A 13,527-nucleotide genomic window follows, 5' to 3' on the forward strand; every position below is an offset into this window, starting at 1 on the left:
CTCTTACTCCTCTGCCCCGGCAGCTGAATGCATACTCACGTCCATCCCTTCGGTACCGGTACCGACCGCGGCTTCTTTGTGCTCGGCCTTCTCGTGTACTACCGGCTTGCCGCGGTTCATGCCTTCGTACTTGTCGACGATGGTCTGGAACTGGTCAGCCGATGCCACGCCGTACAGCGTGACCGGATTGTTTTCGCTCGCTTTGGCCAAGGCTTCGTACTCAGCCTTGTCCAGCTGTTTTGGCGATTGCTTGACTTCGTTCACCCACGCCTCGAAATCGGCCTGGGAGGTGGCGACTGCCTTGAACTTCATGCCGGTGAAGCCTGCACCGCTGTAGTTCGCCGAGATACCGTCGAACTCGCCGTTTTCGTTGGCGATCAGGTGCAGCTTGGTGGTCATGCCGGCCATCGCGTAGATCTGGCCGCCCAGTGCAGGGATGAAGAACGAGTTCATCACGGCGTCGGAGGTGACGCGGAAGTTGACCGGGGTGTTGGCCGGGAAGACGATCTTGTTGACCGTGGCGATGCCTTGTTCCGGGTAGATGAACAGCCATTTCCAGTCCAGGGCGACCACGTCGATCTGCACCGGCTTCACGTCGGAAACCAGCGGACGATACGGGTCCAGCTCATGGGTGGTTTTGTAGGTGACAACGCCCAGGGCGATGATGATCAGGACCGGGATGGTCCAGACCGCCACTTCGATCTTGGTCGAGTGCGACCAGTCCGGGGTGTACTTGGCGGCCTTGTTGGAAGCACGGTACTTCCAGGCGAACGCCAGGGTCATGCAGATGACCGGAACGACCACCAGCAGCATCAGGCCGAAGGCGATCAGGATAAGGTTCTTTTGCTCAATGCCGACCTGACCCTTCGGGTCGAGCAGGGTCCAGTTGCACCCACTGAGTAAAAGCATGCCTAAAAAGGGCAGAATGCCAAACAGTCTGGGGTAACGCTTTTTACTCATCTCACGACCTCTAGATCAGCTTGCTTCAATGCAATTTGTGTTTTGGTCGCCAACACTTCTTCCTGCCTGGTGTCAGCATTTACGGGCGAATAAGGTCATACCTTGAGGAGCGGCGCTGCTCGGCATAAACCTTGGGTGATGCGTGGTTATTGTTCTGACTTCGTGGGCAACAGGCCTGTATTTCAGACCAAGTCCATTTGGTGCGGAAAATCACGGAGGGGAGTCAGCCCGGCATCGCCGCAGGCGATGCTCGTCGAAGTCAGCAAAAAAGGCTTCGGAGCCTTTGAAACTGCGACTTGCAAGCAGTGCCGAACGGAAATTGGGGGCGATTGTAGATAGGTAGCCCCCCCTTGACTATGACTTATTGAGCAACAGTCTTTTACAGGAAGTGTAATAATCCAACCCGAAAAATCAGTTTCGCGACAGTTTGTCGCACCCGTTCCAATAGCTCTGAAACGCCCGTTCCACAAGGGCTGCGGGTTGACGCAAGTCAATCGCCCTGTGCGCATTGTGGGAAATTTCGCGGCACAAGGGACTTGCGTCAAAACAGGACTTTTGTCTAACCCCGACGACGGTTGCGCCAGATGCCCAGCGGCACCAGCACGGCGGTCAGGACGAATGCTACAAGTGCCCATTGTGCAAGGGAAAGTCCCAATACAGGTGGGTATGGCGTGGAGCAGAAACCGTCGACCTGGAACACCAGGGGCAGTACCGAAGCCAGGGGGAGTCCATCGACGATCGGTTGCAGGGTATCGATGCCGCAACTGACGGACGGATTGGCGAGGATATACACATGGTTGCCGGCGGCGGCGACGCCACCGAGGGCGCTGAGCACCACCAGGCCTTCGAAGAGGGTCAGGCTGCGCTTGCCGGGCATGGCGGCGCCGATGAAGGCGAACAGGGCGATCAGCAGCAGCGCATAGCGTTGCAGGATGCACAACGGGCAGGGCGCCTCGCCAAGGACGATCTGCATATACAGTGCGCCGCCGATCAGCGCGATGCAGATCACGCCCAACAGGACCAGGAAGCGCCGTTCCCGATTCAGGCGCTGCGTTTGCTCGTTCATTGCCATTCCCTTCACGTTAGATGGATCGACTCGCGGCCACGCGAAAGCCGCGGGGCGCACACGATGACGGCGCGCCGGCGGAAAGTCTACAGGCAGACGGAGGATCGGAGGTGAAGAGCCTGTGAAAAGGCCGGCGCAAGGGGAGAAGTGAAGAGGAACGGGATTAACAGGGAATTAATATGCTGAAACAAGTGGCCTCATCGCTGGCAAGCCAGCTCCCACAGGTCCGGCGCTGCACGCGGTCACTGTGGGAGCCGGCTTGCCGGCGATGAGGCCCAGAGGATCACTCCAAAGCCGAAGCCGGCCCGAAGAACTCATACCGGCTCTGCCCTTCCGGCACACCCAGCGCCTTCAGATGCCGCTTCACCGCCGCCATGAACGGCTTGGGCCCAAGGAAGTAGGCATCCAGGTCCCGCTCCTGCGGCAGCCACTGCCCCAGTTGTGCCTCACTCAGGTAACCCAGGGCATCCCCCGGCAGGCTCACGCCGTCATCCTCGTCATAGCTATAGAAGCGCTTGAGCTGCGGATTGCGCGCGGCCAGCGCGTCGACGTGCTCACGGAACGCATGCACGCCACCGTTGCGCGCGCAATGGATGAAGTGGATCTGCCGCCCGCTGTCCAGCGCCGCCTCGAGCATCGCCAGGGTCGGGGTGATGCCGACGCCGCCGCTGATCAGCACCAGCGGCTTGTCGCTGGCGGCCAGGGTGAAGTCCCCCGCTGGCGGGAACAGGTTGATGCTGTCGCCCACCTTCAACTGGTCATGCAGGTAGTTGGACGCCTTGCCCCCCGCCTCGCGCTTGACGCTGATGCGGTACAGGCGCCCATCCCCCAGGCTCGACAGCGAATAGTTGCGACGCTGCTCGACCCCATCGATGACCAATTGCAGCCCGATGTACTGGCCCGGCTCGGCCACCAGCACCGGCTGGCCATCCACCGGAGCGAAATAGAAGGAGACGATCTCGGCGCTCTCCTCGACCCGCTCCACCAGGGTAAAGGCCCGCGCTCCACGCCAGCCGCCCTTGGCCTGCTCCTTCTGCTGGTACATGCCCTCCTCGGCACCGATCAGGATATCGGCCAGCTGTTGATAGGCCGCGCCCCAGGCCTTGAGCACTTCAGGGGTGGCGATCTCGCTGCCGAGCACCTCCTCGATGGCGCGCAGCAGGCAACTGCCGACGATCGGGTAATGCTCGGGCAGGATCTGCAAGGCCACATGCTTGTTGACGATCTGCCCGACCAGACCGCCCAGTTGCTCCAGCCGGTCGATATGCCGGGCGTACATCAGCACGCCATTGGCCAGGGCGCGGGGCTGGTCGCCGCTGGCCTGGTGGGCCTGGTTGAACAGCGGGCGCACCTCGGGGTACTCGCTGAGCATCATCTTGTAGAAATGGGTGGTCAGGGCTTCGCCACCGCTCTCCAGCAGCGGAACGGTGGCCTTGATGATTGCACGGTCTTCGGCGGTCAGCATGAAACGACTCCTGAGCCTGATGGGCTTCTGGTTAAACACTGCCAGGGGTATTTCAGAATCCGTGCCAATGTTTTCACCCAATAAAACCGGGCACTTGCACGCAACAAGAGTCAGAATGACCAACAGCTGCTAGAGTCATAACGACCACAAGGAGTCAATATGACCTCAAAGCCCCTGCTCACCGCCCTGCTCCCCCTGGTCAGCGACCTGTCCCGCGACCTGCCCGAGCGCGAGCGCTATCGCCGCCTGCTGGAAGCCATGCGCGCCCTGCTGCCCTGCGACGCTGCCGCCCTGCTGCGCCTGGACGGCGAATGGCTGGTGCCGCTGGCGGTGGACGGGCTCAGCGTCGACACCCTGGGCCGGCGCTTCCGGGTCAGCGAACATCCGCGCTTCGCCGCCCTGCTCAGCCGCAGTGGCCCGACCCGCTTCGCCAGCGACAGCGAACTGCCCGACCCTTACGACGGCCTGGTCGAGGGCCTGCACCAGCAACTGGAAGTCCACGATTGCATGGGCTGCCCGCTGTTCGTCGACGAGCGCCCCTGGGGCCTGCTGACCCTCGATGCGCTGGCCCCGGACAGCTTCCGCCAGGCCGAACTGGACTCGCTGCAAGCCTTCGCCAGCCTCGCCGCCGCCACGGTCAACGTGGCCCAGCGCATCGAGGGCCTGGCCCTGCGCGCCGAGGTCTACCGCCAGGCCAGCGACCAGCAGGCCAAGGAACTGATCGGCCAGAGCAAGGCGCACAAGCGCCTGCTGGAGGAAATCAGCCTGGTCGGCAGCAGCGACCTGACCGTGCTGATCACCGGCGAGACCGGGGTCGGCAAGGAGCTGGTGGCCCAGGCCATCCATCAGGCCTCGCCGCGCGCCGACAAGCCGCTGATCAGCCTCAACTGCGCGGCCCTGCCCGACACCCTGGTGGAAAGCGAACTGTTCGGCCATGTCCGCGGCGCCTTTACCGGCGCGGTGGGCGAGCGCCGCGGCAAGTTCGAGCTGGCCAACGGCGGCACCCTGTTCCTCGATGAAGTGGGCGAGCTGTCGCTGGTGGTCCAGGCCAAGCTGTTGCGGGTCCTGCAAAGCGGCCAGTTGCAACGCCTGGGTTCGGACCAGGAACACCGCGTCGACGTGCGCCTGATCGCCGCCACCAACCGCGACCTGGCCGAGGAGGTCCGTGCCGGCCGTTACCGCGCCGACTTCTACCACCGCCTCAGCGTCTACCCGCTGCCGGTGCCGGCCCTGCGCGAGCGCGGTCGCGACGTGTTGCTGCTGGCCGGCTACTTCCTCGAACAGAACCGCTCGCGCATGGGCCTCAACAGCCTGCGCCTGAGCGCCGAAGCCCAGGCCGCGCTGCTGGCCTACGACTGGCCGGGGAACGTGCGCGAACTGGAACACCTGATCGGCCGCTCGGCGCTCAAGGCCCTCGGGCAGCACCGCGACCGGCCGCGGATCCTGACCCTCGACGGCGCCGACCTGGATTTGCCCGGCGTAGCCAGCACGACCGCCGCACAACCAGCTATCCTGCCCGGCAGCGAAAGCGCCGGCGACCTGCGCCAGGCACTCGACCACTACCAGCGCCAGCTCATCGGCCAATGCCTCGAACGCCACCAGCACAACTGGGCCAGCGCCGCTCGCGAACTGGGCCTGGATCGTGCCAACCTGGCGCGCCTGGCACGCCGGCTTGGACTGCGCTGATTTACGAATAAGCTAAAGCACGGCGTGCCGGGGTCGATAACCCTGGCACCAGCCTCCGATTCATCATTAATGCCACGAAGGTTTCTATGTTCTCGCAAAAAGCCCGCGCGGACTCGCTGTCGCTGCTGCTCTTCACCTTGCGCAGCGGCAAGCTGATGGCGATCAACCTGCTCAAGGTCAGCGAGATCATTCCCTGCCCGCCCTTGACCCGCCTGCCCGAGGCCCATCCCCACGTCAAAGGCGTGGCGACCCTGCGCGGCAACTCGCTGCCGGTGATCGACCTGTCCCGCGCCATCGGCGAACGGCCGCTGGCCGATCCCAATGGCGGCTGCCTGATCGTTACCGATATCAGCCGTTCCAAGCAGGGCCTGCATGTCCAGGCAGTGGCGCGCATCGTCCACTGCAAGAGCACCGATATCCGCCCGCCGCCCTTTGGCTCGGGGGACAAGTCGTTCATCACCGGCGTGACCCGCATCGACGACACCCTGGTGCAGGTGCTGGATATCGAAAAGGTCATCCACACCATCGCCCCGGTCCATCACGAGCATGCCCCGGCGCAGCTCAGCGACGAGGATGCGACCATCCTCAAGGCGACCAACATACTGGTGGTGGATGACAGCCAGGTTGCCTTGCAGCAATCGATCTACACCCTGCGCGGGCTCGGCCTGGAAGCCCATACCGCACGCAGCGCCAAGGACGCCATCGGCGTGCTCCTGGACCTGCAGGGCACCGACCAGGAAATCGACGTGGTGGTGTCGGATATCGAAATGTCGGAGATGGACGGCTACGCCTTCACCCGCACCCTGCGCGAAACCCCGGACTTCCAGCATCTCTATGTGCTGCTGCATACCTCGCTGGACAGTGCCATGAACAGCGAGAAGGCCAAGGCGGCAGGGGCCAATGCGGTGTTGACCAAGTTTTCTTCGCCTGAGCTGACCGACTGCCTGATCGTCGCGGCGCGGACGGTGGCCTTTACCGAGAGATAGTTGCTGCCAAGGGCCCCATCGCCGGCAATGCCGGCTCCCACAGGTTTCAGTGTCGCTACGGACATTGTGGGAGCCGGCGTTGCCGGCGATGGGGCCCGAATGAACACCACAAGGATCAGGCATACTCCGGCACTCAGCCCCAGAGGAACCACGTCCCCCATGAAAGCGCCCATCCTCGCCCTGCTTCTGCTCGCCCCCCTCGCCCACGCCTCCAGCGACCAGGCCTGGGCCGAGCACGACAAGCAATTGCTGCGCGCCTGCAGCGCCGCCAGCCAGCTCAAGGACGTCCGCGCCCTGGGCAAGAGCGCCGAGTTCGATGACCGCAGCGGCTACTCCGCCCTGCTCCTGCAAGGCCGCTACCCGCAAAAACACATGAACAACCGCAAGGGCACCGAGCTGTGCCTCTACGACCGGCGCCAGAAGACCGCCTACGTCACCGAATGGACACCGGGCAAACCGTGAACAGCGCCACCGATACGATCCATTTCAACTGCACCGGCTGCGGCCGCTGCTGCACCGGCCACCACGTCCCTCTGACCCTTGTCGAAGCCCGCCAGTGGGTGGATGACGGTGGCCAGGTGATCGTCCTGGTCGAGGCCTTTCTCGATAACGGCCTGGGCCTGCCCCTGGACCAGCAGGAGCACGCCCGCCGCCGCTCCTGCGCGGTGCCCTGCGGAGCCACCGAGGCCTACGTCGCCATCACCTTCGCGGCCTTCAACCCGGGCCCGTGTCGCAACCTCGACGCCGAGCTGCGCTGCATGATCTACGAGCGCCGCCCGCTGGTCTGTCGCATCTATCCGATGGAGATCAACCCGCATATCCCCCTGCGTCCGCAGGCCAAGGACTGCCCGCCGGAAGCCTGGGGCAGCGGCGAAGCATTGATCCATCGCGAACGCGTGGTCGACCCGAAGCTGATGGAGCTGATCGAGCAGTCACGCCAGGCCGATCGCGACGATATCCGCAACAAGGCGCTGATCTGCCAGCGCCTGGGCATCGACACCAGCGCCCTGAAAGGCAACGGCTTCACCGCCTATCTGCCGGACACGACGGCGCTGCGCCAGGCCATGATCGAAACGGCCAGCGATGCCGGAGCGACGTTGGCTCCGTGGATCCTGCATGTGGAGAATGGCGACCTTGCCGGAAAACTGGACTCGGCAGGGGCCAGGGTCACCGGCACGAGCGCCGGGCACTACAGCTTCATCGGTTTCTGATCCGGCGCGCTATTGGCGCCGGCACCAGAATTCTTCGGCCAGGCGCCGCAGGTCTTCGGCCAGGCCGGCCACATCGCTGGCAGTGGAATGACCGCGCTGACCCGCCGTGACGCTTTGCTCGCTGGCCTGGCGGATGCTGATGATGTTGCGGTTGATGTCTTCGCTGACCAGGCTTTGCTGCTCCACCGCCGAGGCGATCTGCATGCTCATCTCGCTGATCTGGTTGACCCGCTGGCTGATGCCGTGCAGCGCCTGGGTCGCATGCTGGGCCTGCTCGACACTGTGCCCGGCATGGTCGCTGCTCTGCTGCATCGCCAGCACCGCATCGCGGGCGCCGTTCTGCAACATGCTGATCATGCGCTGGATCTCCCCGGTGGACTGCGCGGTACGCTGGGCCAGGCCGCGCACCTCGTCGGCCACCACGGCAAAGCCGCGGCCATGATCCCCCGCCCGGGCCGCCTCGATCGCCGCATTCAGCGCCAGCAGGTTGGTCTGTTCGGCGATGCTGTGGATAACTTCCAGCACCCCGGAGATCTCCTCGCTGTGGTTCTCCAGGGTGTGCACCACCTCGGTGGCTTCGGCCAGGGCATTGGCCAGTTGCAGGATGGTGCTGCGGCTCTGGTCCACCAACTGGTGCCCGACCTGGGTCTCGCCTTCGGCCTGGTCCGCCGCCTTCGAAGCCTGCTGCGCGCTGTCGGCGACCTCGGCAACCCGCGCCGCCATGCGGTTGATGGCTTCGGCCACCTGGTCGGCGTCGCCCTGCTGGCCAACGGTGGTGGTATGGCTGTGCTGCAGGTGGCTGGCCAGGTCGGCGGTGTGCCCGGCCAGGCGCTTGGAGGTGTCACCGATACGCCCGACCACCGCGCCGATCTGCGCTTCGAGCATCTGCAAGGCGAATTCGATCTGGCCCACGGTATCGCGGCGCCCGGTGTACAGGCGCTGGCTCAGCGGGTTGTCGGCGATATCGCGCACGCGCCGGCCAAGGCGCTCCAACGGGCTCAGGGTGCGGCTGATCAGCAAGCCGCCGAGGCCGACGAAGGCCGCCCATTCCAGCACGCCCTGATAGGGGATTTCCGGTAACAGCAGGCGACTGCCCAGCACCACCGCCAGCAAGCCAGCGAGGCCCAGGCCCAGGCGCGCGCCCATGCTCGGCACGGGCAAACGATCCAGCAGCTTGCGTTCACCACTGCGCAGTTCGGCATAGTGCCGCTCGGCCGCCTCGACCTGGGCGCGACTCGGCTTGGTCCGCACCGACTGGTATTCCACGGTCTGGCCATGGCTGGTGATCGGCGAGACAAAGGCGCTGACCCAATAGTGATCACCGTTCTTGCAACGGTTCTTCACCAGGCCCATCCACGAACGGCCCTTCTTCAAGGTTTGCCACATATGCTCGAAAGCCGCCGGTGGCATGTCCGGGTGGCGCACGATATGGTGCGCGCTGCCGATCAGCTCCTCCCGGGAGAACCCGCTGATGCGGATGAACTCGTCGTTGGCGTAGGTGATTGCACTCGTCAGATCCGTGGTGGACAGAATGTTCGCATCCACGGGGTAATCCACGTTTCGACCGGTCACAGGCAGATTGCTCTTCATCGAGAGGCGCTCGTCGTTCGGGTGGGGGGTATAAAGCAGGGCGGAAATACTACGTTTGACCCCCTCCCGGAACCTTGACCCAGAGCAGCATTAAGGCCAGTTGCCATCACCGCTCATCGACAATCATTCTCACCTGACAGCGCTGACAGCTACGCGTCACCCAACTGACCCGGTCTGTCCTATATAAGGGTATGAAGCCCTTCCTCCCCAACTTCTGCCGGCCCTTCTGACGCATGCGAATTTCCAGTCCCCGAACGCTGCTTGTCCTGCTCGCCATCGTCCTTCTCGCCGTGGCCGCCTGGTTCATCAGCCGCCCACCGCAAGCCGCGCGCCCGGCCGCGGCGAATGCCGTACCGGTCAGCGTGATCGCGGTGCAGCGCGAGGATGTGCCGCGCTTTCTCAGCGCCATCGGCACCGTGCAATCGCTGCATAGCGTGGTGATCCGCCCGCAGGTGGAAGGCGTGCTGACGAAAATCGCCGTGCAGGAAGGCCAGACCGTACAGAAGGGCGACCTGCTGGCCACCCTCGACGACCGCGCCATCCGCGCCAGCCTCGACCAGGCCAAGGCCCAGCTCGGCCAGAGCCAGGCGCAGTTGCAGGTGGCGGAAACCGACCTCAAGCGCTATCGCCTGCTCAGCGAAGACAACGGCATCTCGCGCCAGACCCTCGACCAGCAGCAGGCGCTGGTCAACCAGCTGAAAGCCACCCTGCTCGGCAACCAGGCCAATATCGCCGCCGCCGAGGTGCAACTGTCCTATACCCGGATCCTCTCGCCGGTCAGCGGCCGGGTCGGCATCCGCAATGTCGACGAAGGCAACCTGGTGCGCACCACCGACACCCAGGGCCTGTTCAGCGTTACCCGCCTCGATCCGATCAACGTGGAATTCTCGGTGCCGCAGAACTGGCTGCCGACCCTGCAACAGCTCACCGCCAGCAGCGAGCCCTCGCCGATCCAGGCCTACCTGGAAGGCGATGGCGACACCGGCGGCAAGCTGCTCGGCGAAGGCCGCCTGAGCCTGATCGACAACCAGATCGCCGCCGGCACCGGCACCCTGCGCGCCAAGGCCACCTTCAACAACCCCGACGCCCGCCTGTGGCCCGGCCAACTGGTCACCCTGCGGGTGCAGACCGGCATCGAGCGCAACGCCCTGGTGGTGCCGCCGGGGGTGGTGCGCCAGGGCGTCGACCAGCATTTCGTCTACCGCATCAATGGCGACAAAGCCGAGGCCGTGCAGGTCAAGGTCATCTACCAGGACAGCAAGCTCAACGTGATCACCGGCGTCGAAGCCAACGACCGCCTGGTGGCCGATGGTCAATCGCGGCTCAAGCCCGGTGCCAAGGTTGAAATCCTTACGGCCAAGCCGGCCACCGAGGACGTGGCCCGCAGCGACGCGAGCGTGCAGCCATGAACGCCGCCCTGCCCAATGGTCGCAGCGGTCTGTTCGGCTGGTGCATCGAGCGCCCCGTCGCCACCCTGCTGCTGACCTTCGCCCTGGTCCTGCTCGGCGTGGTCGCCTTTCCCCGCCTGCCGGTGGCGCCGCTGCCGGAAGCGGACTTCCCGACCATCCAGGTCACCGCCAACCTGCCCGGGGCCAGCCCGGAAACCATGGCCTCGTCCGTGGCCACGCCGCTGGAGGTGCAGTTCAGTGCCATCCCCGGCATGACCCAGATGACCTCCAGCAGCGCCCTCGGCTCCACCAGCCTGATCCTGCAGTTCACCCTCGACAAGAACATCGACACCGCCGCCCAGGAGGTCCAGGCGGCGATCAACACCGCTACCGCGCGCCTGCCTCAGGACATGCCCAGCCCGCCGACCTGGCGCAAGGTCAACCCGGCCGACAGCCCGGTGCTGATCCTCACCGTCAGTTCCGAGCACATGCCGGCCAACGAGCTCAGCGACTACGCCGAAACCCTGCTGGCCCGGCAATTGAGCCAGATCGACGGGGTCGGCCTGGTCAACATCACCGGCCAGCAGCGCCCGGCGATCCGCGTCCAGGCCCAGCCCGACAAACTCGCCGCCCTCGGCCTGACCCTCGCCGACCTGCGCCTGGCGATCCAGCAGACCAGCCTCAACCTGGCCAAGGGCGCGCTATACGGCGAGAGCAGCGTGTCGACCCTGGCGACCAACGACCAGTTGTTCCATCCCGAGCAGTACGCGCAACTGATCGTCTCCTACCGCGACGGCGCGCCGGTGCAGCTCAAGGACGTGGCCAGGGTCATCAGCGGCTCGGAGAACGCCTACGTCAAGGCCTGGTCCGGTGACCAGCAAGGCCTCAACCTGGTGATCTTCCGCCAGCCCGGAGCGAACATCGTCGACACCGTCGACCGGGTCAACGTCGAGCTGCCGCGCCTTGAAGAAATGCTCCCGGCAACGGTCAACGTCTCGGTGCTGCAGGACCGCACCCAGACCATCCGCGCCTCGCTGCACGAAGTGGAACTGACCCTGGCCATCGCCGTGCTGCTGGTGATCGCGGTCATGGCCCTGTTCCTGCGCCAGTGGTCGGCGACCCTGATCGTCTCGGCGGTGCTCGGCGTGTCGCTGGTGGCCAGCTTCGCCTTCATGTACGTGATGGGCTTCAGCCTGAACAACCTGACCCTGGTGGCGATCGTCATCGCCGTGGGCTTCGTGGTGGACGACGCCATCGTCGTGGTGGAGAACATCCACCGCCACCTGGAAGCCGGCGACAGCCGCCGCGAAGCCGCGATGAAGGGCGCCCGGGAGATCGGCTTTACCGTGGTCTCGATCAGCTTCTCCCTGGTCGCAGCCTTTATCCCGCTGCTGTTCATGGGTGGCGTGGTCGGCCGGCTGTTCAAGGAATTCGCCCTGACCGCCACCTCGACCATCCTGATTTCGGTGCTGGTGTCGCTGACCCTGGCGCCGACCCTGTGCGCCCTGTTCATGAATGCCCCGGCCCACGATAAAGAGAAGAAGCCAGGCTTCGGCGAACGCCTGCTCGGCTGGTACGAGCGCCTGCTGGACAAGGCCCTGGCCCACCAGCGCCTGATGCTCGGGGTGTTCTTCCTCAGCACCACCCTGGCGGTGGTCGGCTATGTGCTGATTCCCAAGGGCTTCTTCCCGGTGCAGGACACCGGTTTCGTCCTCGGCACCACGGAAGCGGCGGCTGATATCTCCTACCCGGACATGGTCGCCAAGCACCAGGCCCTGGCCGAGATCATCGGCGCCGACCCGGCGGTACGCGCCTTCTCCCATGCAGTGGGGGTCACCGGCAGCAACCAGACCATCGCCAACGGTCGCTTCTGGATCTCGCTGAAGGACCGCGGCGACCGCGACGTGTCCGCCAGCGAGTTCATCGACCGCCTGCGGCCCAAGCTGGCCAAGGTGCCCGGCGTGGTCCTGTACCTGCGCGCCGGCCAGGACATCAACCTCAGTTCCGGGCCGAGCCGCAGCCAGTATCAATATGTGCTCAAGAGCAACGACGGCCCGGCGCTGAACCTGTGGACCGAGCGCCTGACCGAACGGCTCAAGGCCAACCCGGCGTTCCGCGACCTGTCCAACGACCTGCAACTGGGCGCCAGCGTCACCCGCATCGAGATCGACCGACAGGCTGCCGCACGCTTCGGCCTGACCACCACCGATGTCGACCAGGCCCTGTACGACGCCTTCGGCCAGCGCCAGATCAGCGAATTCCAGACCGAGACCAACCAGTACAAGGTGATTCTCGAGCTGGACGCCCGCCAGCGTGGCCGCGCAGAAAGCCTCAACTACTTCTACCTGCGCTCGCCGCTGACCGGCGAGATGGTGCCGCTGGCTGCCGTGGCCAGGGTCGAGGCACCGAGCACCGGCCCGCTGTCCATCGCCCACGACGGCCTGTTCCCGGCGGCCAACCTGTCGTTCAACCTGGCGCCGGGCGTGGCCCTCGGCGATGCGGTGAGCATCCTTGAACGGACCCAGCGCGAACTGGGCATGCCGGCCTCCATCAGCGGTACCTTCCAGGGCGCGGCGCAAGCCTTCCAGAGTTCGCTGTCGAGCCAGCCCTGGCTGATCCTCGCCGCGCTGGTGGCGGTGTACATCATCCTTGGCGTGCTCTACGAGAGCTTCGTCCACCCGCTGACCATCATCTCCACCCTGCCCCCGGCCGGCCTCGGCGCCCTGGCCCTGCTCTGGCTGTGGGGCCAGGACTTCACCATCATGGGCCTGATCGGCGTGGTGCTGCTGATCGGTATCGTCAAGAAGAACGGCATCCTGCTCATCGACTTCGCCCTGGATGCCCAGCGCAACCACGGCATGACGCCCGAGCAGGCGATCCATCAGGCCTGCCTGACCCGTTTCCGACCGATCATCATGACCACCCTGGCCGCCCTGCTCGGCGCCGTACCGCTGATGCTCGGCGCCGGTGCCGGCGCCGAACTGCGCCAGCCGCTGGGCATTGCCGTGGTTGGCGGGCTGCTGGTCAGCCAGGCCCTGACGCTGTTCACCACCCCGGTCATATACTTGGCCCTGGAGCGCCTGTTCCACCGGCGCCAGAGCGCTGCCCCGGCGCACCGGCCTGTGGCCGATTGAGCAACGCGGCCCCTGTGGGAGCGGGTTCACCGGAACGCCGG

At 65.1% G+C, this 13,527-nt stretch carries 10 protein-coding genes; 6 read left to right on the top strand and 4 right to left on the bottom strand.

Annotated features, from left to right (window positions below):
• Positions 1–3 precede the first annotated feature (3 nt).
• The 3 genes from cyoA to hmpA all read right to left on the bottom strand — a co-directional run bounded on the left by cyoA (position 4) and on the right by hmpA (position 3,491).
• Complete coding sequence (gene cyoA, locus ACODSK_RS07045; RefSeq protein ID WP_489014878.1) at positions 4–960, bottom strand: ubiquinol oxidase subunit II; 957 nt, start codon at positions 958–960, stop codon at positions 4–6.
• 559 nt (positions 961–1,519) lie between these two features.
• Positions 1,520–2,026: a disulfide bond formation protein B gene (locus ACODSK_RS07050; protein WP_489014879.1), complete on the bottom strand. Its 507-nt coding sequence runs from the start codon at positions 2,024–2,026 to the stop codon at positions 1,520–1,522.
• A gap of 283 nt (positions 2,027–2,309) precedes the next feature.
• Positions 2,310–3,491, bottom strand: a complete 1,182-nt coding sequence (gene hmpA, locus ACODSK_RS07055) for an NO-inducible flavohemoprotein (RefSeq protein WP_489014881.1) — start codon at positions 3,489–3,491, stop codon at positions 2,310–2,312.
• 159 nt (positions 3,492–3,650) lie between these two features.
• On the opposite strand from hmpA, the gene norR reads away from it, so the two are divergent.
• From norR to ACODSK_RS07075, 4 genes are all read left to right on the top strand, one after another.
• Positions 3,651–5,177, top strand: a complete 1,527-nt coding sequence (gene norR / locus ACODSK_RS07060; protein ID WP_489014883.1) for a nitric oxide reductase transcriptional regulator NorR — start codon at positions 3,651–3,653, stop codon at positions 5,175–5,177.
• A gap of 86 nt (positions 5,178–5,263) precedes the next feature.
• Positions 5,264–6,163: a chemotaxis protein gene (locus ACODSK_RS07065; protein WP_489014885.1), complete on the top strand. Its 900-nt coding sequence runs from the start codon at positions 5,264–5,266 to the stop codon at positions 6,161–6,163.
• Between the two features lie 159 nt (positions 6,164–6,322).
• Complete coding sequence (locus ACODSK_RS07070; protein WP_489014887.1) at positions 6,323–6,625, top strand: hypothetical protein; 303 nt, start codon at positions 6,323–6,325, stop codon at positions 6,623–6,625.
• On the top strand, positions 6,604–7,374 hold the full coding sequence (locus ACODSK_RS07075; protein WP_489014889.1) for a YkgJ family cysteine cluster protein: 771 nt from the start codon (positions 6,604–6,606) through the stop codon (positions 7,372–7,374). The genes ACODSK_RS07070 and ACODSK_RS07075 overlap by 22 nt, the downstream gene beginning before the upstream one ends.
• 9 nt (positions 7,375–7,383) lie before the next feature.
• Here the strand turns inward: ACODSK_RS07075 and ACODSK_RS07080 are convergent, their stop codons facing one another.
• Positions 7,384–8,964: a methyl-accepting chemotaxis protein gene (locus ACODSK_RS07080; RefSeq protein WP_489014891.1), complete on the bottom strand. Its 1,581-nt coding sequence runs from the start codon at positions 8,962–8,964 to the stop codon at positions 7,384–7,386.
• A 233-nt stretch (positions 8,965–9,197) separates the two neighbouring features.
• On the opposite strand from ACODSK_RS07080, the gene ACODSK_RS07085 reads away from it, so the two are divergent.
• Positions 9,198–10,373 (top strand): efflux RND transporter periplasmic adaptor subunit, encoded by a 1,176-nt coding sequence (locus ACODSK_RS07085; protein WP_489014892.1) that lies wholly within the window; start codon positions 9,198–9,200, stop codon positions 10,371–10,373.
• Positions 10,370–13,486 carry a multidrug efflux RND transporter permease subunit gene (locus ACODSK_RS07090; RefSeq protein ID WP_489014894.1) on the top strand — a complete coding sequence of 1,039 codons (3,117 nt, stop codon included), beginning with the start codon at positions 10,370–10,372 and terminating at the stop codon, positions 13,484–13,486. The genes ACODSK_RS07085 and ACODSK_RS07090 overlap by 4 nt, the downstream gene beginning before the upstream one ends.
• Positions 13,487–13,527 lie beyond the last annotated feature (41 nt).

Source organism: Pseudomonas sp. FG98, from assembly GCF_057808595.1.

Excerpts from the sequence above, each read along its gene's own strand:
- ACODSK_RS07065 (WP_489014885.1), top strand. The coding sequence starts at position 5,264 with ATGTTCTCGCAAAAAGCCCGCGCGGACTCGCTGTCGCTGCTGCTCTTC.
- ACODSK_RS07090 (WP_489014894.1), top strand. The coding sequence starts at position 10,370 with ATGAACGCCGCCCTGCCCAATGGTCGCAGCGGTCTGTTCGGCTGGTGC.
- ACODSK_RS07085 (WP_489014892.1), top strand. The coding sequence starts at position 9,198 with ATGCGAATTTCCAGTCCCCGAACGCTGCTTGTCCTGCTCGCCATCGTC.
- ACODSK_RS07080 (WP_489014891.1), bottom strand. The coding sequence starts at position 8,964 with ATGAAGAGCAATCTGCCTGTGACCGGTCGAAACGTGGATTACCCCGTG.
- ACODSK_RS07070 (WP_489014887.1), top strand. The coding sequence starts at position 6,323 with ATGAAAGCGCCCATCCTCGCCCTGCTTCTGCTCGCCCCCCTCGCCCAC.
- norR (WP_489014883.1), top strand. The coding sequence starts at position 3,651 with ATGACCTCAAAGCCCCTGCTCACCGCCCTGCTCCCCCTGGTCAGCGAC.
- hmpA (WP_489014881.1), bottom strand. The coding sequence starts at position 3,491 with ATGCTGACCGCCGAAGACCGTGCAATCATCAAGGCCACCGTTCCGCTG.
- ACODSK_RS07075 (WP_489014889.1), top strand. The coding sequence starts at position 6,604 with ATGGACACCGGGCAAACCGTGAACAGCGCCACCGATACGATCCATTTC.
- cyoA (WP_489014878.1), bottom strand. The coding sequence starts at position 960 with ATGAGTAAAAAGCGTTACCCCAGACTGTTTGGCATTCTGCCCTTTTTA.
- ACODSK_RS07050 (WP_489014879.1), bottom strand. The coding sequence starts at position 2,026 with ATGAACGAGCAAACGCAGCGCCTGAATCGGGAACGGCGCTTCCTGGTC.